Origin of the sequence: Xanthomonas arboricola pv. guizotiae (genome assembly GCF_002940205.1) — a bacterium.
GTDB classification, from domain to species: Bacteria; Pseudomonadota; Gammaproteobacteria; order Xanthomonadales; family Xanthomonadaceae; genus Xanthomonas; species Xanthomonas arboricola_C.
Genome location: NZ_MDSK01000021.1, coordinates 1 through 22,558 on the forward strand (window position 1 = coordinate 1; position 22,558 = coordinate 22,558).

The 22,558-nt window shown below is 66.7% G+C and carries 18 protein-coding genes and 1 pseudogene; 5 read left to right on the forward strand and 14 right to left on the reverse strand.

The annotated features are described in order from the left end of the window. Positions 1 to 89 precede the first annotated feature (89 nt). Both XarbCFBP7408_RS13455 and XarbCFBP7408_RS13460 read right to left on the reverse strand, forming a co-directional pair. Positions 90 to 2,153, reverse strand: a pseudogene (locus XarbCFBP7408_RS13455) (TonB-dependent siderophore receptor); the annotation flags it as partial. 301 nt (positions 2,154 to 2,454) lie between these two features. Then, entirely contained in the window at positions 2,455 to 2,937 is a 483-nt protein-coding gene (locus tag XarbCFBP7408_RS13460) for an Lrp/AsnC family transcriptional regulator (RefSeq protein WP_104563387.1), read from the reverse strand. Positions 2,938 to 3,064: 127 nt separating this feature from the next. Here XarbCFBP7408_RS13460 and phhA point away from each other — a divergent pair, with 127 nt between their 5' ends. After that, entirely contained in the window at positions 3,065 to 3,955 is an 891-nt protein-coding gene (phhA, locus tag XarbCFBP7408_RS13465) for a phenylalanine 4-monooxygenase (RefSeq protein ID WP_104563388.1), read from the forward strand. Positions 3,956 to 4,023: 68 nt separating this feature from the next. Continuing rightward, positions 4,024 to 4,668 (forward strand): DMP19 family protein, encoded by a 645-nt coding sequence (locus XarbCFBP7408_RS13470; RefSeq protein ID WP_104563389.1) that lies wholly within the window; start codon positions 4,024 to 4,026, stop codon positions 4,666 to 4,668. Positions 4,669 to 4,753: 85 nt separating this feature from the next. On the opposite strand, the gene XarbCFBP7408_RS13475 is transcribed toward XarbCFBP7408_RS13470, so the two are convergent. From XarbCFBP7408_RS13475 to XarbCFBP7408_RS13520, 10 genes are all read right to left on the reverse strand, one after another. Next, positions 4,754 to 5,872 (reverse strand): GDSL-type esterase/lipase family protein, encoded by a 1,119-nt coding sequence (locus XarbCFBP7408_RS13475; RefSeq protein ID WP_181106250.1) that lies wholly within the window; start codon positions 5,870 to 5,872, stop codon positions 4,754 to 4,756. A 115-nt stretch (positions 5,873 to 5,987) separates the two neighbouring features. Next, complete coding sequence (locus XarbCFBP7408_RS13480; RefSeq protein ID WP_104563390.1) at positions 5,988 to 6,653, reverse strand: RpiB/LacA/LacB family sugar-phosphate isomerase; 666 nt, start codon at positions 6,651 to 6,653, stop codon at positions 5,988 to 5,990. A gap of 251 nt (positions 6,654 to 6,904) precedes the next feature. Continuing rightward, positions 6,905 to 7,660, reverse strand: coding sequence for a 2-dehydro-3-deoxy-D-gluconate 5-dehydrogenase KduD (kduD, locus tag XarbCFBP7408_RS13485; RefSeq protein ID WP_104563391.1), 756 nt, complete (start codon positions 7,658 to 7,660; stop codon positions 6,905 to 6,907). A gap of 189 nt (positions 7,661 to 7,849) precedes the next feature. After that, positions 7,850 to 8,704, reverse strand: a complete 855-nt coding sequence (gene kduI / locus XarbCFBP7408_RS13490) for a 5-dehydro-4-deoxy-D-glucuronate isomerase (protein ID WP_104563392.1) — start codon at positions 8,702 to 8,704, stop codon at positions 7,850 to 7,852. Positions 8,705 to 9,225: 521 nt separating this feature from the next. Then, positions 9,226 to 10,284 (reverse strand): LacI family DNA-binding transcriptional regulator, encoded by a 1,059-nt coding sequence (locus tag XarbCFBP7408_RS13495; RefSeq protein ID WP_181106248.1) that lies wholly within the window; start codon positions 10,282 to 10,284, stop codon positions 9,226 to 9,228. Between the two features lie 141 nt (positions 10,285 to 10,425). Continuing rightward, the gene (locus XarbCFBP7408_RS13500) at positions 10,426 to 12,009 is read right to left on the reverse strand and encodes a family 43 glycosylhydrolase (RefSeq protein ID WP_104563394.1); all 1,584 of its coding nucleotides are present in this window, start codon (positions 12,007 to 12,009) and stop codon (positions 10,426 to 10,428) included. Positions 12,010 to 12,244: 235 nt separating this feature from the next. Beyond that, positions 12,245 to 13,528, reverse strand: a complete 1,284-nt coding sequence (locus tag XarbCFBP7408_RS13505; RefSeq protein WP_104563395.1) for a TRAP transporter large permease — start codon at positions 13,526 to 13,528, stop codon at positions 12,245 to 12,247. Further along, a complete protein-coding gene (locus tag XarbCFBP7408_RS13510) occupies positions 13,528 to 14,049 on the reverse strand; it encodes a TRAP transporter small permease (protein ID WP_181106246.1) in 522 nt (173 codons plus the stop codon). The genes XarbCFBP7408_RS13505 and XarbCFBP7408_RS13510 overlap by 1 nt, the downstream gene beginning before the upstream one ends. Positions 14,050 to 14,059: 10 nt before the next feature. Beyond that, positions 14,060 to 15,058, reverse strand: a complete 999-nt coding sequence (locus tag XarbCFBP7408_RS13515) for a TRAP transporter substrate-binding protein (protein ID WP_104563396.1) — start codon at positions 15,056 to 15,058, stop codon at positions 14,060 to 14,062. A gap of 37 nt (positions 15,059 to 15,095) precedes the next feature. Then, the gene (locus XarbCFBP7408_RS13520) at positions 15,096 to 15,917 is read right to left on the reverse strand and encodes a 2-keto-4-pentenoate hydratase (protein WP_104563397.1); all 822 of its coding nucleotides are present in this window, start codon (positions 15,915 to 15,917) and stop codon (positions 15,096 to 15,098) included. A 140-nt stretch (positions 15,918 to 16,057) separates the two neighbouring features. Here XarbCFBP7408_RS13520 and XarbCFBP7408_RS13525 point away from each other — a divergent pair, with 140 nt between their 5' ends. The 3 genes from XarbCFBP7408_RS13525 to XarbCFBP7408_RS13535 all read left to right on the forward strand — a co-directional run bounded on the left by XarbCFBP7408_RS13525 (position 16,058) and on the right by XarbCFBP7408_RS13535 (position 19,902). Beyond that, positions 16,058 to 17,134 (forward strand): alpha/beta hydrolase, encoded by a 1,077-nt coding sequence (locus XarbCFBP7408_RS13525; RefSeq protein WP_181106244.1) that lies wholly within the window; start codon positions 16,058 to 16,060, stop codon positions 17,132 to 17,134. Continuing rightward, complete coding sequence (locus XarbCFBP7408_RS13530) at positions 17,131 to 18,753, forward strand: carboxylesterase/lipase family protein (protein ID WP_181106242.1); 1,623 nt, start codon at positions 17,131 to 17,133, stop codon at positions 18,751 to 18,753. The genes XarbCFBP7408_RS13525 and XarbCFBP7408_RS13530 overlap by 4 nt, the downstream gene beginning before the upstream one ends. Before the next feature lie 165 nt (positions 18,754 to 18,918). After that, positions 18,919 to 19,902 (forward strand): rhamnogalacturonan acetylesterase, encoded by a 984-nt coding sequence (locus XarbCFBP7408_RS13535; RefSeq protein ID WP_181106240.1) that lies wholly within the window; start codon positions 18,919 to 18,921, stop codon positions 19,900 to 19,902. Between the two features lie 450 nt (positions 19,903 to 20,352). Here the strand turns inward: XarbCFBP7408_RS13535 and XarbCFBP7408_RS13540 are convergent, their stop codons facing one another. Beyond that, entirely contained in the window at positions 20,353 to 21,501 is a 1,149-nt protein-coding gene (locus tag XarbCFBP7408_RS13540) for an aldo/keto reductase (RefSeq protein WP_104563400.1), read from the reverse strand. A gap of 424 nt (positions 21,502 to 21,925) precedes the next feature. Continuing rightward, entirely contained in the window at positions 21,926 to 22,393 is a 468-nt protein-coding gene (locus XarbCFBP7408_RS13545) for a metallophosphoesterase family protein (protein WP_104563401.1), read from the reverse strand. Positions 22,394 to 22,558 lie beyond the last annotated feature (165 nt).

The following is a 22,558-nucleotide window of genomic DNA, read 5'->3' on the forward strand; positions in this document are numbered from 1 at the left end:
CGCGCTTCGAGAAGTTGGACGTCATGTTCCTTGGATTCCTCAACTTCGTCCTGGTCGTTGATGGGCTTCGGATGTGTTAACAGGCCCTAGTTGGCGTTGAAGTGCACCAGTGCATACGGGTTCTGCACCACCGTCACCGGCGTGGTGGCACCGCTGCCGTCGCCGGTGGGGCGCGCGATATTGAAACCGCGCACCGCGCTCTGCCAGCTGACGCCGCCGCCGATGCTCAGGCGCTCCCAGGCGCCGGGCAGGCGCAGCTGGGTGGACAGCTGCAGGTAATCCTTGGGCAGGTTGGCGTAGATCGCATCGGTGGGCGGGCGCGTCACCTTGACGTGGGTAAAGCCGGCATTGACGGTCCAGCCGGGCAGGAGTTCGCCGTTGAAATCCATTTCCCAGCCACGGCTCTTGGTGCCGTTGATGCCGATGTAGGCCGAATTGCCGTCCGGCAGCGAGGATTCCGGCTGGGTCATGTCGCGCACGGCGAAGTTGTCCTGCTTGGCCTCGAACACGGCGGCGGTGGCCATCGCACGGCCGTCGAACACCTGCGCCTTGATGCCGGCTTCCAGGTTGGAACCTTCCACCGGGGCGAGCAGGTTGTTGTCCTTGTCGCGGTAATTCTGCGGGTTGAAGATCTCGGTATAGCTGGCGTAGAGCGACACATCCGGCACGATGTCGTAGACCAGTCCCACATACGGGGTGACCTCGTCGCTCACCTCGTACCGGCCGCTGGTGCCGGTGTAGGCGCCGCTGGTGCCGAAAGCCTGGGTGCGGGTTTCCCAGGAACTCAGGCGTGCGCCGGCAATCAGCGACAGCGGCTCGGCCAGACGCAACCGGGTGGAGGCGTAAACACCACGCTGCGTGGTGCGCGCTTCGTTGCGACGGCCGTTGCGCGCATAGGTCACTTCGGAAATATCGCCATCCCAGTTGCGGATGTCGGGGATGAAATAGCAACGTTCGCTGCCGCAGCTGGCCCAGTCGGCCGGATAGGTCTGCGCGGTGGGATAGGCGGTGGATTGCAGATCCTGCCAGCTGCCACCGACCACCACATCGTGCCGGCGGCCGAACAACGAGAAACCGCCGGACAGGTACACGTCCACGCCATCGCGCGCGTCGCTGGTTTCGCCGGCGGCGGCGCGCAGGAACATGCCGCTGCCATCGGCGGCCGGATAGCCGGTGCCGTACACGCGCAGGCTCTGCACATCGCCCTTGGTGTGCGCGTAGTTGACGCGCAGCAGCCAGTCCTCGCCGAAGCGCTGTTCCAGGTTGGCGAAGGCGGTACTGGTCTCGCGCTGCCAGCGGCTCCACTTGGGCGCCATGTTGGTCGAGCGCGGCAGGTTGGCCGGCGAACCATCGGCGGCGAAGAACGGCACCGTGCCCCAGGTCGAGCCGATCGGGCTATTGTCCTGACGCTGATAGCCGACGGTGAGCGTGCTGTTGTCGGTCAGGTCGCCTTCCAGCACCGCCATGCCCGACATCTTGTTGTCGTGGTAGCGGTCGTAGTAGTAGTCGCGGTCCTGCCAGGCCGCGACCACGCGGCTGCGCCAGCGCCCGTCGTCGGTCAGCGGCGCATTGACGTCGGCCTGCATGCGGCGGAAATCCCAGCTGCCGGCACTCACCGCAAACGAGGCATCGAAGTCCTTGCCCGGGCGCTTGCGCAGCAGGTTGACCGTGGCCGAGGGAATGCCGGCGCCGGTGAGCAGGCCGTTGGCGCCGCGGATCACCTCGATGCGGTCGTAGAAGACCGTGTCGTATTCCTGGTTGGTCGCACCGCTGTAGGTGGGCAGGCCATCGACCTGGAAGTCGGTGATCTGGAAGCCGCGCGCGAAGTACAGCGGGCGCTGGGTGTCGTAGAACGACACGTTGACGCCGGTGACGTTGCGCATCACATCGTCGATGCTGAACAGCGATTGCTCTTCCAGCCGCTGCAGCCCGATCACGCTCACCGATTGCGGCGTTTCCTGCAGGGTCAGCGGCAGGCGCGTGGTGGTGGCCGGCTGCGCGCGGCTCACCGCGCCGTTGACGTTGACCTGGTCCAGCGTCTTGGCCGCGCTCGCGTCGGCAGCCGCGGCGGCATGCGCGCTGGGGGTCAGGGTAGACAGCGCGCACAGCAGCGCAGCAGACAACAGGCCAAGGGGAGCGATGGCAGCAGACATGGGGCGTTCTCGTCGATCGCTGCGGACGCATCGCGTCGCGCAACAGGAAAGGCACAGGCACACGCGGGCGTCCACTCGAACCGGCTGGCTGACCCTGCATGGGCTGGCGATGCGACACGAACGACATGACCGGACGCGGCCAAGATGTTAGGTAAATGTAAATCGTTATCGTTTCCGAGGCAAGCGGGTTCGCCGTTTGGACGTGTGCGCCTGGAGGATTTCGCTGCACGCGCTGCGCAACGTGCGGCGCTACGTCACGCGTGCAAAGCGACTGCGCGAGTTGCACCCACGTGCCCGCGCGTTAGCTCAGATGCGACAGCGGCAAGCCTTCCGGCGCCTTCACCGTGCGCAGCACGAAGCTGGAATTCACATCCGACACGCCGGTCGCATTGAGCAGGCGGTCGAGCAGGAAGCGCGAGAAATGCTCCAGGTCGCGCACCTGTACCTGCAACAGGTAATCCATGTCGCCGGTGAGCGCCCAGCAGGCCACCACCTCGTCCCAGCCGCGCACGCCCTCGGCGAAATGTTCGATATCGGCCTGGCCGTGCTGCTCCAGCTGCACCCGCACGAAGGCCTGCAGCCCCAGCCCCAGCGCCTTGGCATCCAGGCGTGCGCCGTAGCCGGCGATGATGCCGGCCGCCTCCAGCCGCTGGGTGCGGCGCAGGCAGGCCGAGGCCGACAGATTGACCTGCACCGCCAGCTCCGCATTGCTGCTGCGGCCCTGCGTCTGCAGCAGGGCGAGCAAGCGCAGATCGGTGCGGTCCAGGGCGATTGGCTGGTCCATATGTTGCGCAGCAGCATGAGATGACGCACGAATCTTGCGCCATGAAGCGCTGGACACGCAAGATTCGCAATCCCGTTGCGCGACCATCCGGCTAAGGTGAGCGCTGATCATCGGGAACCGCCGCCGCATGAACATCGCACCGCAACGCGTCGAGAATCAGCTCACCGACAAGGGCTATGTGCCGGTCTACACCACCGCCGTGGTCGCGCAGCCGTGGGATGGCTACAGCGCCGACGACCATGCCACCTGGGGCACCCTGTATCGTCGCCAGCGCGCGCTGCTGGTCGACCGCGCCTGCAACGAGTTCCTGCAGGCGCAGGATGCGATGGGCATGGGCGAGACCCACATTCCGCGTTTCGATGCGCTCAATGCGGTGCTGCAGGCGGCCACCGGCTGGACCCTGGTCGGCGTGCAGGGCCTGCTGCCGGAGCTGGATTTCTTCGAGCACCTGGCCAACCAGCGCTTCCCGGTGACATGGTGGATCCGCCGCCCCGATCAGATCGACTACATCGCCGAGCCGGACCTGTTCCATGACCTGTTCGGGCACGTGCCGCTGCTGATGAATCCGCTGTTTGCCGACTTCATGCAGGCCTATGGCCGGGGCGGGGTCAAGGCACACGGCATCGGCGCGGACGCGCTGCAGAACCTCACCCGCCTGTACTGGTACACGGTGGAATTCGGCCTGATCGCCACGCCGCAGGGGCTGCGCATCTTTGGTGCCGGCATCGTGTCGTCGAAGGGCGAATCGCTGCACTCGCTGGAATCGCCGGCACCCAACCGGATCGGCTTCGACCTGCAACGCATCATGCGCACGCGCTACCGCATCGACAGCTTCCAGAAGACCTACTTCGTCATCGACAGCTTTGCGCAGTTGATGAGCGCCACCGCGCCGGATTTCACCCCGATCTATGCCGATCTTGCGCAGCAGGCGCAGGTGCCGGCCGGCGAGGTGCTGGAGACCGACCGGGTCATCCAGCGCGGCAGCGGCGAGGGCTGGAGCCGCGACGGCGACGTGTGAGGCTGCACCGACTCGACACCACCGCCAAGCCGGACTATGGTCAAACCTCCCCATACTGCCTTCGCTCAATGGACCTGACGCAGCTTCGCATCCGGCGCTTGGAGCTGGACGACACCCGCCTGCTGTTCACCCTGGCCAACGGCATCCGTATCGACGAGCCGATCAAGGCGCAGCGGCTGTTGTTGAAGGCAACGCCGCCGCAGCGCGCGCAATGGCAGCTCACCGACGACGGCTTCGGAGTGAACTGGCCGGCGGTGGCGCCGCCCACGGAAGAAGGGCTGCTCAACATGCCCGAGTTGCTGTGGCGCCGCCGCAGCGCACGCGCGCAGACCAAACTGACCGCGCTGCGCGGACGCATGGATGCCCTGTCGCCGGGCGAGCGCGAGCTGGTGGCATTGGCGCGGCTGGATGCGGACATGAGCGAGAGCGGCTATGCACGCTACTTCGACCGTTGGGACGCTGCCACCCGGCGTGACGCAGTACAGGGGCTGGGCGCGATGGGCGCGGTGCAGGCGCGCCAGGCGATCGAAGGCCTGGGCGCGGTGTTCGAGCGCCTGGAAGAAGACCCCAACCTGCTCAGCATCGAAGACATTCTCGATGCGATGAGCGAGACCGACCGCCAGCGCGTGGATGGCTGGGAAGAGGTCTATTACCGCCGCTCCGGCGAACTGGCGCGGCTGGGGCTGAGCCACTACGGGGTCGACAAGGCGTAAGCACGCGTGCAATGACGCGCATGGCTCACCGCCGGCATGCGCATCGTCCACACCCGCCACGCGCTCCCGATGCACCGGGCCTATCTCATCCTGCCGGCTTGGCGAGATAGGCCAATAGCAGCACCAGTGGTTCCTCGCCGGTCTGCTGCAAGGCATGGGTGCTGCCCGGGCGCGTCAGCAGCGCATCGCCGGCAGTGACCTGGTACTGCTTGCCATCCAGCGCGTACAGCCCACGCCCGCTGACGATGTAATAGATCTCGTCCTTGTCGTGCAGATGCAGGCCGATGCCGGCGCCCTTGTGCAGCACGCGCTTGCGCAGCACGAGCGGCAGTTGCGCTGCGTCGGCGAAGAACGGATACGCCGTGGTCGGCCCGGCGCCGCCGTGCGGGCCGGGTTGCGGGCGGGCGAGATCGCGCTCGTGCACCACCAGCGAGGGATGCGCCTGCGCAGCACGTTGGGTGGCGGTGTCGGGGGCTGCGCCGCAATCGGCATCGCGGAGAAGCTGTGGCTTGAGAGCGGGTTGCAACTGCACCCAGCCATGCACGACCAGGCACGCCACGGCGGTGGCGCCGGCGCGGCTGAAGTGGGTGCCGTCGGCCTTGCCGTGTTCGGGAACGAACAGGAAGTACGGCCTGGCCGCCTGTTCGCCAAGGGCGCGGATCCAGTCGCTGGAACTGGCATTGAGATCGATCAGGCCAACGTGTTCCTGCGCGGCGAGTTGCTGCATGGCCAGGGTGTAGCGGCCGTGGGTGTCGAGCAGCGCGCCGAAGTCGTAGAGCAGACGGGCGGCGGGCGTGATCAGGATCGGCGTGGCGCCCTTGTCGCGCGCGGTGGCGATATAGCGCCGCAGGAACTGCACGTAGTCGGTGGTTGGGTCGGTGTAGCGCGTGGGGTCTTCGCGCTTGGCGTCGTTGTGGCCGAACTGGATCAGCAACACATCGCCGCGTTGCAATTCTTTTGCGATGGCATCCAGGCGCCCTTCGGCGATGAAACTGCGGGTGCTGCGGCCGCCCTTGGCGTGGTTGCGCACCTGCCATTGCGCCGGGTCGAACCACTCCTGCAGCAGTTGGCCCCAACCGGCCTGCGGCGCACGCTCGGCAGCGTATTCGGCGGCGGTGGAATCACCGGCGATGAAGATGTGGTGTGGTTCGGCGCGGACGCTATTTGCGCAGAGCAGCAGCAATGCGAACAGCAGCAGACGCATGGTGGGCTCCGGGAACAATGCTAAGGACGCGACGCTGTCCCTTCTCCCATCGGGAGAAGGTGCCCTCACCCCAACCCCTCTCCCGGCGGGAGAGGGGCTAAAACGCAGTGGCTAATTACGCAGCTGCTGCTGCAGTGGCTTCGGGCTTGCCCAGCACGCCGGCGACGAAGTTGCGGATCTCCGCGTCCTGGGCGTTGTCGAAGAAGCACTGCTGGAAACGCGCGCCGCCGATGGCCTGCTTGATCAGCTCCGGGTCGATGGCGCGCAGGCCGTCCAGGTACGACCTGGCGGTGGCCTGCTTGACCTGGGTCAGGATGCCGGCGTTGGCGGCCTGCGATTCGCGACGCTCGGCCGGGTAGCCCAGACCGCGCTCGCCGCTGAAGGCCTTTTCGAAGATGTAGCGCACGTTGATTTCCGCGCCCCAGCCGTAGCCCTTGGCGAATGCCAGCGACAGTGCGTTGCCGTTGTTGACCTGGGCGAACAGGTAGGCATCGGTCGGCTCGATGCAGTAGCCGCAGAACACGCCCGGGTGCGCGTTGAGCGACATCATCGCGCCCTGGCCGGTGCCGCAGCCGGCGACCACGAAGTCCACGGCCTTGGCGTTCAACAGCAGGCTGGCGACGATGCCCAGGTGGATGTAGGTCAGGCGATGGTCGTTGTCGCCGTCCATGCCGACGTTGAACACGCTGTGGCCCTGCTCGCTGGCGACGTCGTTGAGCTGCTGCAGGATCACCGGATTCTTGGCGGCCTGGCTGAACTCATTCATGAGTGCGATTTTCATGGGAATGCTCCGATTGGTTGGGGAGTTTTTTAGGAAGTTGCATCTAAATAGCGGTGATGCGTGCGTCTGGTTGCCGGTCTTTTTGGACTGCGGGCGCGTTGTTGAGCAATCACTGCGCTGATGCAACAAGAAAGGCAAAGCGTTTGGCAGGCAGCACGCGTTTGCGTGATGTACGTGTCGACCGACCCTCATCCGCCCTTCGGGCCCCTTCACCCGGAGGGAGAAGGGAACAGCTGTGAGTGAGCGAGCTGTTAGCGTGCCAGCCAGCCGCCATCGACCGGAATGATCGCGCCGTTGACGTAGTCCGAGGCGCTGCTGGCCAGGAACACCGCGGTGCCGCCCAGGTCGGCCGGGACGCCCCAGCGCGCGGCCGGAATGCGGTCCAGGATGGCCTTGTTGCGGTCTTCGTCGGCACGCAGCTGCGCGGTGTTGTCGGTGGCCATGTAGCCCGGCGCGATGGCGTTGGTGGTGACGCCCTTGCTGGCCCATTCGTTGGCCAGCAGGCGGGTGATGCCGGCGATGCCCGACTTGCTGGCGGTGTACGAAGGCACGCGAATACCGCCCTGGAACGACAGCATCGAGGCGATGTTGATGATCTTGCCGCGGCCTTGCGCGATGAAGTGACGGCCGGCGGCCTGCGCCATGAAGAACGCCGACTTCAGGTTGACGTTCATCACGTCGTCCCAATCCTGCTCGCTGAAATCCACCGCGTCGGTGCGACGGATCAGGCCGGCGTTATTGACCAGGATATCCAGCCCGCCGAGGCTTGCGATGGTCTCGTCGACGATGCGCTGCACCGGCTCGATGCTGATCAGGTTGGCTTCGATGGCGATGAAGCGACGGCCCAGCGCCTTGACCTTGGCTTCGGTCTCGGTGGGCGCCTGGATGCCGGCGGCGGCGATGTCTGCGCCGGCCTCGGCCAACGCCAATGCGATGCCCTGGCCCAAACCGGTGTTGGCACCGGTGACCAGTGCGACCTTGCCTTCGAGACTGAACGGATTGCTCATTACCTTATCGCTCCTGCTGGATGTGCCGTGATGTGCTGAGTGAGCCGCGCAGTGCGCGGACGAGTGCGTTGTCCGAATTGGTGCAGTGCCGGCGCCCACCTGGATCGTGTCGGCGTCGTTGGCGCCGGCATCGAACAAGCCGGCTTCATTCGTGCCGGCCGGATGGGTGCTGGCGCATTGCTGCAGGCCTTATTTGAGCTGGCAGATATCCAGCACGTGCATGTCGGTGTAATCAAGGTTTTCGCCGCCCATCGCCCAGATGAAGGCGTAATTGCTGGTGCCGGCGCCCATGTGGATGGACCACGGCGGCGACACCACCGCCTCGTTGTTCTGGATGACGATGTGGCGCTGCGCCTCGGGCTCGCCCATGAAGTGATAGACGCGGTCGTTGGCGCCGAGGTCGAAATAGAAATACACCTCGCTGCGGCGGTCGTGCAGATGCGGCGGCATGGTGTTCCAGACGCTGCCGGGCTTGAGTACGGTCAGGCCCAGCAACAACTGCGACGACTGGCAGGTGGCCGGCACGATGTACTGGTAAATGGTGCGCTCGTTGCTGGTTTCCAGCGCGCCGCGCTCCAGCGCCACCGCATCCTTGATCGACAGTTGCTTGGTCTCGAAGCGCGCGTGCGCCGGCGTGGAGGCGAGATAGAACTTGGCCGGGTTGGCGGCGTCTGCGGACGCGAAACTGACATCGGTGCTGCCCATCGCCACATACAGGCCGTCCTTCGGCCCCAGCGTGTAGGCGGTGCCGTCCACGGTCACCGTGCCGGTGCCTGCGCCGACATTGAGAATGCCCAACTCGCGACGCTCCAGAAACGGATGCCCGGCGGCCGAGGCGGGCTCGGTCTGCCTGGGCAGTTCCAGCGTCGTGCCGAGCGGCGCGGCGCCACCGAGCACGAAGCGCTCGTAGTGGGTGTATTTGAGCGTCACCGCATCGTCCACGAACAGGCCGTCGAGCAGGTAGAGCTCGCGCAGCTCGTCGTTGCTGGCGCCCTTGATGGCGTCAGGATGGGTGGCGTAGTGCGTTTTGCAGTACAGGGACATGGCGCATCTCCGAGGCAAGCGAGGGGGAACATGGGCTTGCACGGGGCTAGTCTACCGACTCTGGTTAACCGGTGTCATTGCGCAGTGCACGAAAGTTGGGAAAGTTGGAATGGCTGGGCATCTGCCGCCGTACCCTCACCCCAACCCCTCTCCCGCACGCGGGAGAGGGGCGTTGTTTCCTTCTCCCGCACGCGGGAGGGGGTCTTTGTTTGCTTCTCCCGCACGCGGGAGAAGGTGGCGCGCAGCGCCGGATGAGGGTGCGAGGCTGCGAGGGTGCGCGCTGTGTTGAAGAGCACCGCTTGCTTGGTCGGGTACTGGCTCACTGCATTTTCAGCGCATACCTGCGTTTTCCCGGATGGCTGTCTGCCGCCGTACCCTCACCCCCAACCCCTCTCCCGCACGCGGGAGAGGGGCGTTGTTTGCTTCTCCCGCACGCGGGAGGGGGTCTTTGTTTGCTTCTCCCGCGCGCGGGAGAAGGTGGCGCGCAGCGCCGGATGAGGGTGCCTGCGCGAAGCGCGCTCTCAATCTTCCGGCGGTTGGCAGGAGTCGCGCACGATCAGGTGCGGGCGCACGCTGGCGGTGGGCAGTTGCGGGGCGTTGTCGGGCTGGATCAGCATCGCCGCGGCGGTGCGGCCGGTGTCGCGGGTGTGGCGGCGCACCGAGGTCAGCGGCGGCCACAGGCGCGAGGCCAGCGAGCTGTCGTCGTAGCCGATCACCGAGAGCTGGCGCGGGATGCTGATGCCGGCGCGCAGCGCGACCTTGTAGATACCCGCGGCCATTTCGTCGTTACCGGTGAAGATGGCGGTGGGGCGCTTCTTGCCCAGCAGCAGCTTTTCGGCGGCGGCCACGCCCGATTCGAAGGTGTAACCGGCTTCGACGATGCGCTCGGGCGACAATTCGATGCCGCGCCGGGTCAGCGCGTCGGCAAAGCCGGAGGTGCGCTCGATCGAGGAGCGGTAGGCGCTGGGGCCGGTGACCAGGGCGATGTCGCGGTGGCCGAGCGAGAGCAGGTAATCGGCCGCCTCGGCGGCGCCGTCGCGGTCGTGGGTGATCACCGTCTGCGAGGTGGTGTCCAGCGCGACCGAGGCGATACGCGTGTAGCGGCAGCCGATCTCGGCCAGCATGTCGGCCAGCGCCTGGTCCTCGGAGGCGCGCGGCACCAGGATCACCCCGTGCAGCTTCTGCGCCTGGGCGAAGCGGCGCACGCCTTCGATGTAGCCGGGGCTGCGGCTGTCGCAGGGGTGCACCACCAGCTCGAAGCTGGAGCCGCGCAGCGCGTCCAGCGCGCCGTACTGCATGTCCACGATGTACTGCGCGGTGGGGTTGTCGTAGACCATGCCGATCAGGAACGAGCGCCGGAACGCCAGCCCGCGCGCGAGCGGGTCGGGCGCGTAACCGACCTCGCGCATCAGCGCCTCGACCTTTTCGCGGGTGTCCTGCCGCACCAGCGGCGAGTTGTTGATGATCCGCGACACGGTCTTCTTGGACACGCCCGACATCCGCGCGATGTCGTTGATCGTGGCTACCTTGCCCTTCGGCAGGCCGGGCATTCCCTCTTCAGGCATCTTGCGGGCGGGCATAGCGGTCAACCAGTGAAGTTGATTGGATTCTACCGGCCAGACGGCCGGCAGACCTGAGCGAAGCCTGCCGCCACCCCGGACCCGCCGTGCAGGACACGCCGCAGCCGGCAGCGCGGCGGCATACCCGGCGATGCAGAACGGTCAGTCCAGGGCGCGGTAGCGGAAGTTGCGGAACTCCACCTGGCCCTGCCCGGCGGCATACAGCGCCGGCTTCAAGGCCAGGAACTTGCCGGCCACGTTGTGGTGGTAGCCGGAGACTTCCATCTGCACCGGGTACTTGGTCCAGGTGATGCCGTCGGTGCTGCTGCGGATGGTGACGATGTGGCGGTTGTTGGTGACGCGCAGCCACAGGGTGCCACCGGTCGCACTGGGGGCCAGCGTGCCGGGGCGTTCCTCGCCGTAGCGGTGCATGACGAAGTTCTCGCCATTGCTGCCCACGCCGGCATAGAGCTTGTCGCTGTAGAACAGCAGCGCCCCGCCCTGCCCGCCCGGCGCCACGGTCATCTGCACCTCGAACTGGTAGGCCTGGTCGGTGGCGATCACCGTCAGCGGCGAGGCGTTGCGCGGGGCGCTGCCCTTGCCCTGCAGGCGCAACACGCCATCGCCGACCTGCAGCCGCTTGGCCTCGTCGGCGGCCGGGTTGAAGAACGCCCACTGCGGGCCCAGCGTGCTGGCGCGGAAGTCGTCCGACAGCGCCAGCCCATGCGGGAAGGCCTGCCCGCTGGGCTTTTTCAGCGGCGTGCCCAGGTCGCCGCCCTTGGCGACGAACCAACCGTCCGCAGTCCACTCGATCGGGTCCAGCAAGGCCTGCCGGCCCAGCGTCCAGTAGCCGTGTTCGTAGCCGTGGTAGAGCATCCACCAGCGCTGGTCGGTGCCTTCCACCAGCGTGGCGTGGCCGCGCGACCACCACGGCTCGTCCGCACTCTTGGTGCGGGTGATCGGGTTGTTGGGCGCGTTCTGCCAGGGGCCGTGGATCGAGCGCGAACGCGCGGTGATCACCATGTGCCCGGTCGGCGGGCCGGCGGTGCCGCCGACGGCGGTGGTCATGTAGTACCAGCCGTTGTGGCGGGTGATCTTGGGGCCTTCCTGCGCGTAGCCTTCCACGTCCCAGCTTTCCGGGTATTTCCAGCCGTCGTAGACGTGTCTGGGCGTGCCGACCACCTTCAAGCCGTCGTCGGACAGCTGCACGTAATCGCCGCCGCTCAGGAACAGATAGCGCTTGCCGTCCTCGCCCACTGCGTGGCCGGGGTCGATGTACTTGCCCAGGCCGATGTCGATCGGCGCGCTCCACGGGCCCTTGATGTTGTCGGCCCAGACCACGAAGTTGCTGCGCTCGCCCTGGTCGCCGCGGCGCGCCGGGAAGTAGATGTAGTAGCGCTTGCCGTGCTTGATCAGGTCCGGCGCCCAGATCGCGCCGACGTTCCGGGTGATGGCGTGGCCCAGCGGCTGCCAGTTGACTAGATCGCGCGAATGCCAGATCGGCAGGCCCGGGTAGGCATCGAACGAGGACAACGTGAGGTAGTAATCCTGTCCGTCCTTGAGCACCGACGGGTCGGGATGGTCGCCGGCCAGCACCGGGTTGAGGAAGCTGCCATCGCCCTGGTCGGCAATGCGCTGGTGTTCGAGGCCGCGCTTCCAGTCGGCCGCGGCAGCGAGCCCGGCACACAGCAGCAGGCCGCCGGCCAGCAGCCAACGCAGCGGGGTTGAAGCGATACGCACACGCATGCTTGCTCCTAGTCCCCGCACGGCGGGGCGATGCGGCGGCCAGCGCCTGGAGCGTCGGCCGCCTGGGTGAGGCGGAACCACCTGCCAGCGGCGACGCCGGGCAGCGCGCCGGTAACGTCGCCAGGCGTTTGTCGAGCGAGGCGCGGCGTGCGGACATCGCACTGCACGCACCGTGCAGGCCGCTGCCACGCACCGATGACGCCCGCCTGACGGACGCCGTCGGGATCGCGGGCACTTACGCGCGCAGCGCGCGCGGCAACCACAGCGACAGTTCGGGGAAGAACGCCACGATCAGCAACACACCCAGGGCCGCCAGCCAGAACGGCCAGATGGTGCGCATGCTTTGCGCGATGGTGATCTGGCCGATCGAGGTACCGATGAACAGCACCGAGCCGATCGGCGGAGTGATCAGGCCGATACCGCCGGCCAGCACCATCACCAGACCGAAGTGGATCGGGTCGATGCCGTAGGCCTTGACCACCGGCAGGAAGATCGGCGTGCAGATCAGGATCTTCGGCGCCAGGTCCATGAACATGCCCAGCAACAGCAGCATCACCACGATCATCAACAGCACCATCTTCTTGCTGTCGGCAATGGCCTGCAGGAACTTCACCGCTGCCGCAGGCACCTGCAGATAGGCCAGCAACCAGCCGAACACCGCCGCGGTGGCGATCACGAACAGGATCACGCCGGTGGTGCGCGCCGCATGCGTCACCGCGGCGAAGAACTCGGCCCACCGCAGCTGCCGATACAGCAGCGCGGTGATGATCAAGGCGTACACCACCGCGATCGCCGCGCTCTCCACCGCGGTGAAGATGCCGGCACGGATCCCGATGAAGATCAGCGCGACCAGGCCCAGACCCGGCAACGCGCCGATCAGGCGCAGCGCCACTGCGCGCCAGCCGGGGAACGGCTCGGTGCCGTAGCCGCGATGCCGTGCCACCGCATAGCCGGTGACCATCATCGCGGCGGTCATCAGCAACGCGGGGAAGATGCCGGCCGCAAACAGATCGGCAATCGACAGGCCACCACCGGCGGCGGCCGAGAACAGGATCAGATTATGCGAGGGCGGCACCAGCAACGCCACCAGGGCGGCGGTCATGCTCACGTTCACCGCGTAATCGCGGTCGTAGCCGCGCTTGATCATCTGCGGGATCATGGTGCCGCCGACCGCCGAGACGTCGGCGATCGCCGAGCCGGACACGCCGCCGAAGAACAGCGACGACAGCACGCTGACCTGGCCCAGGCCGCCACGCACGCGCCCCACCAACGAGGAGGCCAAGGCGATCAGGCGTTCGGAAATGCCACCGCGCAGCATCAGCTCGCCGGCGAAGATAAACAGTGGAATCGCAATCAACGAGGCCGAGCCGCTGCCGGCGGAAATCTGCTGCACCAGCACCACCGTGGGCAGGTCCAGATACAGCAGCGTGGCCAGTGCCGCCGCGCCCAGGGCGTAGGCCACCGGCACGCCGATCAGCAGCAGCACCACGAAGGTTCCCAACAACATGGCGATGCCCATCAGCGCACTCCTCCGACATGGACCGGGCGCAGCACACGCCACAACTTGAACAAGGCGAACAGCACCATCAGCGCACCGCCGATCGACAGCGGCAGGTAGTTGATGCTCTGCGGCATCTGCGCGCCGGCCATCTTGATATCCAGGCCATCGAGCAGCAGCGCCGCGCTCCACCACGCCAGCACCGCACCGATGGACATGATCATCAGCGGGCGAATCACTTCGAAGAGTTTGCGCACCAGCGGCGGCACGTGTTCGCCCAGCAGGTAAAAGCCGAAGTGGCGGTTGGTATGCACGCCGGCGGCCGCGCCCAGGCTCAGCGCGGTGCTCAGCAGCAACAAGGTCACCGGCTCGGTCCAGCTGGGCGAGTCGTTGAGCACGTAGCGGGTGAATACCTGCCAGCCCTGCACGACCACCAGGCCCAGCAGCGCGATGGATGCCGCGCCAACGGCGGTATCGGAAACGCGGTCCAGCGCGCGCTGCAACGGCGCGACCGGGACGGCGACGGTCTCGGGTTCGGTCATCGGGTCACCTCTAGGCAAAATCGCGGATGCGGCGGTACAGCGCTTCGATCTCCGGCTGCTTGCGGTAGTCGGCCAGCAGCGGCGCGGCGGCGGCGCGGAACGCCGGCATATCGACCTGATTGAGCTTGACGCCGTAATCGATCACCTGCTTGCGCGCCACGGTCTCCGAGGCATCCCACAGATTGCGCATCACCGGCACCGAGGCGCGTGCCAGTTCCACCACCAGGGCGCGATCGTCCGGGCGCAGCGATTCGAAACTCTGGCGCGACATCACCAGGATGTCCGGCGCATAGGAATGCTCGCTCTGCGACCAGTAATGCGCGGCTTCGAAATGCCGGCTGGACTGGAAGCTGCGCATGTTGTTTTCCGCACCGTCGATCATGTGCGTTTCCATCGCCGAGAACGTCTCGCCCAGCGACATCGGGGTGGGGTTGGCACCCAGCATGCGCATCAGCTTGAGGAAGATGTCCGACGAGGCCACGCGCAGTTTCAGGCCCTTGAGATCTTCCGGGCGGTGCAGCGGGTGCTTGGTGTTGTAGAAGCAACGCGCACCGGAATCGTAGATCGCCAGGCCCACCAGGTCGCGCTGCTCGAAGCTGCGCAGCACGCTGTCGCCGACATGGCCGTCGATGGCGCGGCGCAGATGCGGCACCGAGTCGAACACGTACGGCAGGCACAGCGCCTGGGTGAGCGGAAAGGTGTTGTTCAACGCGCCCGAATACACCCGGGTGATGTCGATGGCGCCAAAGCGCGCCATGTCGATCGCCTCGGACTCGCGGCCCAGCTGGCCGGAGTGGTACTGGCGCAGCTTGAGCCGGCCGTTGCTGCGTTGCTCCAGCTGCTTGCCGAACCACCGCACCGCCTCCACGGTGGGGTAGTCGCCGACATGCACGTCGGTGGCGGTCAGCAGTTGCCCGCCGGGAATCGGCATGGTGGCACCCGCGCCCAGCCAGGGGCCGGCCGCGGCGGCACCGAGCCCGGCACCGAGGAAATGTCTGCGTGTGATCATTGGCGCCCTCCCAAGCGTCTGGTCACTGGGTCCGGCGTTACTTGGCGGACACAGCCGTACAGGAAATGTCGCCGATGCCGGCGAAGCGAATCAGGGCATGCTGTCCCACTTCGATGTCATGGATACCGGTGGCATTGCCGGTGGCGATAAGATCACCGCGCTTGAGCGGCCGCCCGCGCTGGGCCGAGCGGCTGAGCGCAAATGCGTAGGCCGCGCGCAGCCCGCCCGGCAGCGTGGTGGCGCCGCCGGTGCCGACCAGCTGGTCGTCGATCAGGGTTTCGGCGGTCAGCGCTGCCTCGTCGCGCGCCAGCCAATCGGTCACTTCCGGCCCCAGGATCAGGCCGTTGTTGTTGCCGAAGTCGGAAATCACCACGCGCGGGCCCAGCGTGTTGATGGTCGCCAGCGGGCTGCTGGCGATTTCCACGCCGATGAACAGCGTGGCCGGCAGCTGCGCGGCCTGCTCCGGGGTGAAGTGGGTCTGCTCGGCCGGGGCGTCCGCGTCCAGGCGCAGCACGTACTCGGCCTCGACCGCGCCGAAGCCCCCCTCGTAGATCGGGAATTCGGTTGTTCTACCGGTAGCATTCCAGAGCTTGTGCGAGAAGATCGGGCCGAGCAGGCGCTCGTCGCCCGATGCGTCGCGGCGCTCGGCGGCGATATAGCCCACCTTCCAGCCGACCACCCGGTCGTCCCACTGGCTGATGGCGATGTCCTGCACCTGATAGGCGGTGAGCAGATCGTCGGGGATCTGCCCAGGAAAGTCGGGCAGCGATGCCCCTGCACGGCGTGCCTCCACAAAGCGCTGGGCGATCTGTGACAGCGCGGATGGGGATGCTGGTGGGGTGGCGGCGTCGTTGCTCAAGGGTGTCTCCCCGATAGGTGTTTTTGTTGCACTGCCAATCGACAGCGGCACGGTGTGCTGTATATGGTAAACCGGTGTCATTGGCAATGTGCAGTGCGGCAAAACTGGCCGCGCTAACGAAGCAACCCTGGGAGGGGTGGATGCAACAGACAAGCCCGACGCGTGTATTGGCCGCGTTTTCAAGCCTCATGCGCCGGTGCATGACGGTGGTGGTGGGAGCGCTGCTGGCCGGACCGGTGCCGGCGGCCGAGATGCCCGGCGCCGATACCGCAGCCGAGCAGGCCAGCCGGATCCTGCTGTGGCCCAAGGGGCTGGCACCGGGAGACAAGCCGCTGCAGCAGCCACAGCGCATCGTCCAACGCAGCAGCGACCCGGCCCGGCCCGATCGCTACATCCAGCAGGTCAGCGCGCCCTATCTGGTGGTCTACCGACCCAAGCGGCCCAACGGCACTGCCGTGCTGGTCACCCCCGGCGGCGGCTACCAGCGCATCGTGCTCGACAACGAGGGCAGCGCACTGGTACCCGGCTTCGTCGACCAGGCCGGCATCACCCTGTTCGTGCTGCGCTACCGGCTGCCCGGCGAAGGCCGCCCGAACGGCGCCGACGTGCCGCTGGCCGATGCACAGCGCGCGCTGCGGCTGATCCGCGCCAATGCCGCCCGCTACGGCCTCGACACCCAGCGGGTCGGGGTGATGGGCTTCTCGGCCGGCGGCCATGTCGCCGCCAGCCTGGGCACCCGCTACGCCGCGCAGGTGTATCCAGCAGTGGACGCGGCCGATGCGCTGAGCGCGCGGCCGGATTTTGCGCTGCTGATCTATCCGGTCATCGACATGGACAGCGCCAACGCGCACATGGGTTCGCGGGAGCGCCTGCTCGGCAGCACCCCGAGCCAGGCGCAGGTGCGCGCGTATTCGCCGCAGCTGCATGTGAATGCAGGCACGCCGCCCACTTTTCTGCTGCATGCGCAGGACGACAGCGTGGTCTCGGTGCACAACAGCCTGCTGATGCACGACGCGCTGCTGCGCGCCGGTGTGCCGAGCGAGCTGCATGTGTTTCCGCAGGGCGGCCATGGCTTCGGCACTGCCAGCGGCAGCGACCTGACCGTAGCCGCATGGCCGCAACTGGCGCAGGCCTGGATCGCGCATGTCGTCAAGCCACAGACGCCGGCATCTAAGCCCGCAGCAACGCCTGCACCTGCGCAGGAGGTGGCGCGATGACGGCCCAGTCCACGCCGGACGCGCACCGACGCACGCTGCTACGTGGTGGCCTGTTCGCCACTGCTGCCGCAACGCTGCCGAGCTTCGTCGCGGCGGCCGCACTCCCGCCACAACGCGACGACAGCGCGCCGCTGGCACGCGTGCGTAGCGGCGCACTGCGCGGTTACCGCGACCAGGGTATCTGCGTATTTAAAGGCATCCCGTATGGCGGCGATACTGCCGCGCGGCGCTTCCAGGCACCGCAGCAGGAAACGCCGTGGCAGGACGTGCGCGATGCCAGCGGTTTCGGTGCGGCTGCGCCACAGCTCAAGGCCAGCGAACCCACCAGCGAGGACTGCCTGTTCCTCAACGTGTGGACGCCGGGCCTGCGCGATGCCGGCAAGCGGCCGGTGCTGTTCTATATGCACGGCGGCGGCTACACCACCGGTTCCGGCAGCGACCCGCTGTACGACGGCGTGCGCCTGTGCAAACGCGGCGACGTGGTGGTGATCACGGTCAATCACCGGCTCAACCTGTTCGGCTACCTGTCGCTGGCGCAGCTGGGCGATGCCGGCTTTGCCGACTCCGGCAACGCCGGGCAGCTGGACCTGATCCAGGCACTGCAATGGGTGCGCCAGCATGCGGCCGAATTCGGTGGCGATGCCGGCAATGTCACCGTGTTCGGCCAGTCCGGCGGCGGCGCCAAGATCGCCACCCTGATGGCGATGCCGGCCGCGCGCGGCCTGTTCCACCGCGCCTGGACGATGAGCGGGCAGCAGGTCACCGTGGCCGGCCCGCGTGCAGCCACCCAGCGCGCGCAGCTGCTGCTGGATGCGTTGAAAACTTCGCCAGGCGAGATCGCGCGCCTGCGCACGCTGCCGGTGGCGCAACTGCTGGCCGCCGCACAAGTACGCGACCCTTCGCGGGTGGAAAACAGCGCGCTGTACTTCGGCCCGGTGCTGGATGCGCGCAATGTGCCGGTGCATCCGTTCTGGCCCACCGCGCCGCTGCAATCGGCGCGCATTCCGATGGTGATCGGCAATACGCGCGATGAAACGCGCGGCTTTCTCGGCAACGATGCAAAAAACTTCGCGTTGCGCTGGGATGAGCTGCCAGCCAAATTGGAAGCGCAGCAATACGTGGATCTGTTGCCGCAGGTGGTCATCGCCGAATACCGGCGGTTGTATCCGCAGTACTCGCCTTCGGACGTGTTCTTTGCCGCCACCACCGCCGGCCGCTCGTGGCGCGGCGCGGTCGAGGAGGCCGAGGCGCGCGCACGCCAGGGTGCACCGACCTGGGTGTATCAGCTGGACTGGGGCTCGCCGCTGGAGGGCGGCAAGTTCGGCGCCTTCCACACGCTGGACATCCCGCTGGTCTTCGACACCATCGCGCAGCCCGGCTCGCGCACCGGCGACGGCGCCGCTGCGCAGCGCATGGCCGAGCAGATGAGCGAGGCGCTGCTCGCCTTCGCACGCAGTGGCGACCCGAATCATCGCGGCCTGCCGCGCTGGCGCCAGTACTCGCTGCAGCACCGCGACACGTTGCTGTTCGATGTGCCGAGCCGGATGGACAACGACCCGCGCGGTGGCGAACGGCGGCTTTACCAGCAGGCGCCCTTCATCCAGCGCGGTACGTTCTGAGCGCTTTCGTTCCGGCGGGGCGATCAGCACGTGGTGTGCGGTCGCCACACGGGTACGAACGTTCCAGACCGGAAGGTCTGCGCAGGACAGGCCGATTCCGCAGCGCTGGCCGCCCCCTATTCCGGCGAGCGCGCAGCCGTGGTTCAGCCGTTTTCGAGGTGATGCATGCGTAAGGACTTTTTTGTTGCACCGATGCTGCTGACCGCGCTGGCCGCTGCCTGCCTGACGTTTGCCGATGCTGCTGCCGCGCCGGGCGATACGCCGCTCGGATCCAAGGCATCGACCACCAATGCCTCTGCGCGAAATACGCCAGCCGCTGCGCCCGCGCTTGCGGCCAGCAAGATCGTGCTGGTCGGCGACTCCACCACTGCCGTGCAGGGCGGCTGGGGACCGAGCTTTTGCGCGCAGCATGTGAGCGCGTTTCTGAGCTGCCTCAATCTGGCGCGCGGCGGGCGTAGCACCTCCAATTATCGCGCTGAAGGATCGTGGGACATCGCGCTGAAGGAATTGCGCAGCGGTGGCTACCGGCAGGTGGTCGTGCTGATCCAGTTCGGACATAACGACCAGCCCGGCAAGCCGGGGCGATCGACCGACCTGGCGACGGAATTTCCGGCCAATCTGCGCTGTTATGTGGCCGAGGCGCGCGCCGCAGGTGCAGTGCCGGTGCTGGTGACGCCATTGACGCGACGGCAGTTCGAGCGCGGCCAGTTGCTGGACGATCTGGCGCCATGGGCAGAGGCCACGCGTGCGGTCGCACGCGAGTTGCAGGTGCCTGTGGTCGATCTGCATGCGCGCAGCCGCGCCCTGGTGCAAGGCATGGGGCCGGTGCTGGCGATGCGGCTGGCCCAGCGACCTGCCGATCCGGAGCAGGTGATCGCTGCGCAATCGGGCACCACCATCGGCAAGACGGTGGCGCAGACGCTGCCGGGGGCATCGCCATCGTCGAAAGTGCCGGAAAGCGCCAAGACGACGGCGGCAGGCGCGACGACCGCTGCACAGGACAATGCAAGTGCAGAACCGATGGGCCAGGCCAAACTCGCGTTCGATTACACACATCTTGGCCCTGAGGGTGCAGATGTAGTTGCGGCGATCGTCGCTGACGAACTGGCAAGACAAGTGCCTGCACTACGGCCGCTGTTGATTCCGTGATGCGCTGACCGCGCCAAGCAGGCTTGGCGCGGTCAGCGCTTTTACGCCTGCGAAGGCGTGTGGGTGTTCGCACGCGTGCAGATTCGAGGGTGACGTGCTCAGGCTCGGTTGGCATGCGGCCTTACCGATCAAGCGTTGACGGACTGGCTGTTGCGTGAGTGATCCAGGTTAGTGAACTGAACCCGCTGGTCTACGTTGGCGGACCGGCTTGTTGCCTTGCTGATCAACATTGGCTGATTGGCGGATTCGTAGGCGCTTTGTGCTGCTGATCTGGGACTGGATCGCCTGTTGCGTCCCCCTCACCCCAACCCCTCTCCCGCAGGGCGAGGGGCTTTAGAGCGCATCGTTGAGCGCTGACAACGCATCTAACAGCGCGCGGGTCTGCTTCGCCCGTCCTTCTCCCACCGGGAGAAGGTGCCCCGCAGGGGCGGATGAGGGTACGGGCGAACATCAACGCGTACCAGGGACCGGCGCATCGGCCTCGATCACACCTTCGCGCTTGAGTTCTTCCCACACGCCTGCAGGAATCGCTACCCGCATCGACGCCGCATTCGCATGCGCCTGCTCGGCCGTGCGCGCACCCGGAATCACCGCGGACACCACCTCCGGCGCAGCGGCAAACTGCAGCGAGACCGTGCGCAGATCCACGCCGTGGCGCTCGCAGATGGCCAGCGCTTTCTGGCGTTTGGCCGGCGCCCATTCCGGCACGGTTCCGTCGTAGAGATAACGCTCGCGCCCGGCCAGATAGCCTGCCAACAGCGGCGCACCGACCACCACCGACGCGCCATGCTTTGCGATCTTCGCGAAGGTGTCGTGCAGCGCCTGCGCGTGGTCGAGCAGCGAGTACTGGCAGGCCAGCAGGAAGATGTCCGGGTCGGCCTCCTCGATCGCACGCAGGGCCGGCTCGGGGCGATTGACGCCAAAGCCCCAGGCCTTGATCAGGCCCTCCTTGCGCATCCTGGTCAGCTCGGGCATCGCGCCTTTTACCGCTTCGGCAAAACGCTGCTCCCACGGCATGCCGAGGTCTTCCTCGTTGTCCGGCGACAGGTCGTGGATGTAGGCGATATCGATCTGCGACACGCCCAGCCGCTGCAGGCTGTCTTCGATCGAGCGACGCACGCCGAAGGCGCTGTAGTCGTAGCGATAATCGAAGGGCGACGGCTGCTGCCACATCGTCTTCGGCGGTTTGTCGGTGGCGGTCAGCAGGCGCCCGACCTTGGTCGACAACACGTAGTCGTCTGCAGCGTGATTGTGCAGGTGGTGACCGGTACGGCGCTCGGACAGGCCCAGGCCGTACCATGGCGAGGTATCGAAATACCGCACGCCCGACTCCCACGCCGCGGCCAGGGTCGCTTCGCTTTGCGCATCGCTGGTCGGCGCAAAGCCATTGCCGATCGCCACGCCACCAAAGCCCAGTCGACTCGAGGGCCGATAGCGTGCGCCCTTGCTTGCGGGATTGGTCGGCAACGCCGATGCGGCGGCCTTGCCGCGCGTGGGCATCACGCTGCCCGGTGCGGAAGTCTGTGCCAACAACGGGGCTGCGGCCAATGCGGCGGTGCCGGCAGCGGCGGCGGAGAGGAACTGGCGACGGGTATTCATGGAGAAATCCTTGCAACGACGCGAGGCACAAGGATGGTCCCGCCTGCGTGCAGACAAGGTCAGCGCAGGGACCGAGAGCCTGCACATGCAGGCAACGAACGACTCGCGTGCAGGTTTGGGCAAGCAGGCACGTCAGCGCAGGCTGTCAGCGGTCGCTGCTGGCGGTCATCGCATGCACCGCATGCTCAGCACATGCAGAAGTGGCCGGTGTGCCGGGCCGATGTACTTCAGCGCACGGCATTGTCTAAAGCGGCTAACAAAACGTAGCGATCAGGTGGGTGCAGACGGCGCACTCAGAACTGCCGTGTACGCGTGGCATTTCCGCCTCCGGGCAGCGACCGCGTCCGTCTGACGCCCGCGCAGTCGTTTTGCTGGCCGCTCCAGATCCCTGCGCAATTCTCTGTTGCACGGAATCCAGTTTCCATCAGCGTATTTCCAGCAGCTGCAGCTGCGCACGCGGCGGGCCATCGCCCAGCCACAGCGTACCCACACTGATCGGCAAGCGGAAGCGAGGCGGGCCGGCACTGCCCGGATTGATGTACAGCACACCGTCGTGCGTGCGTATCGACGGCTTGTGCGAATGCCCGCTGATGATCACATCGGCAGCAACATCCGCTGCCAGCGTTTTCAGATCGTGCAACACATGGATGCGCACGCCTGCGATCAGCAGATCCAGCGTTTGCGGAAGCTGCGCTGCCCAGGGCTTGTTATCGATATTGCCGGCGATCACATGCAGCGGTGCCAATGCCTGCAGCGCGGCGAGGATCTCCGGCTTGCCTACATCGCCGGCATGGATGATCGCCGCGCAGCCCTGCAATGCAGCCACCGCCTCGGGCCGCAGCACGCCGTGCGTGTCGGAGATCAGGCCAATGCGTAAGGCGGCAGCCGTCATCGGGTGTGGGTGAGGTTGGCGGGCGATCAGGATGCACTGCCGGGTGAGGCCGTCGCGTCAACGGGCCAGGTTGTCGAGCCCGCAGCATGGTCAGCGACCAGGCGCTCCGCTGCAGCTGATGCCTGGCGCACCGTCGCGTGCCGGGTATCAATCGCGTCAGTGCAT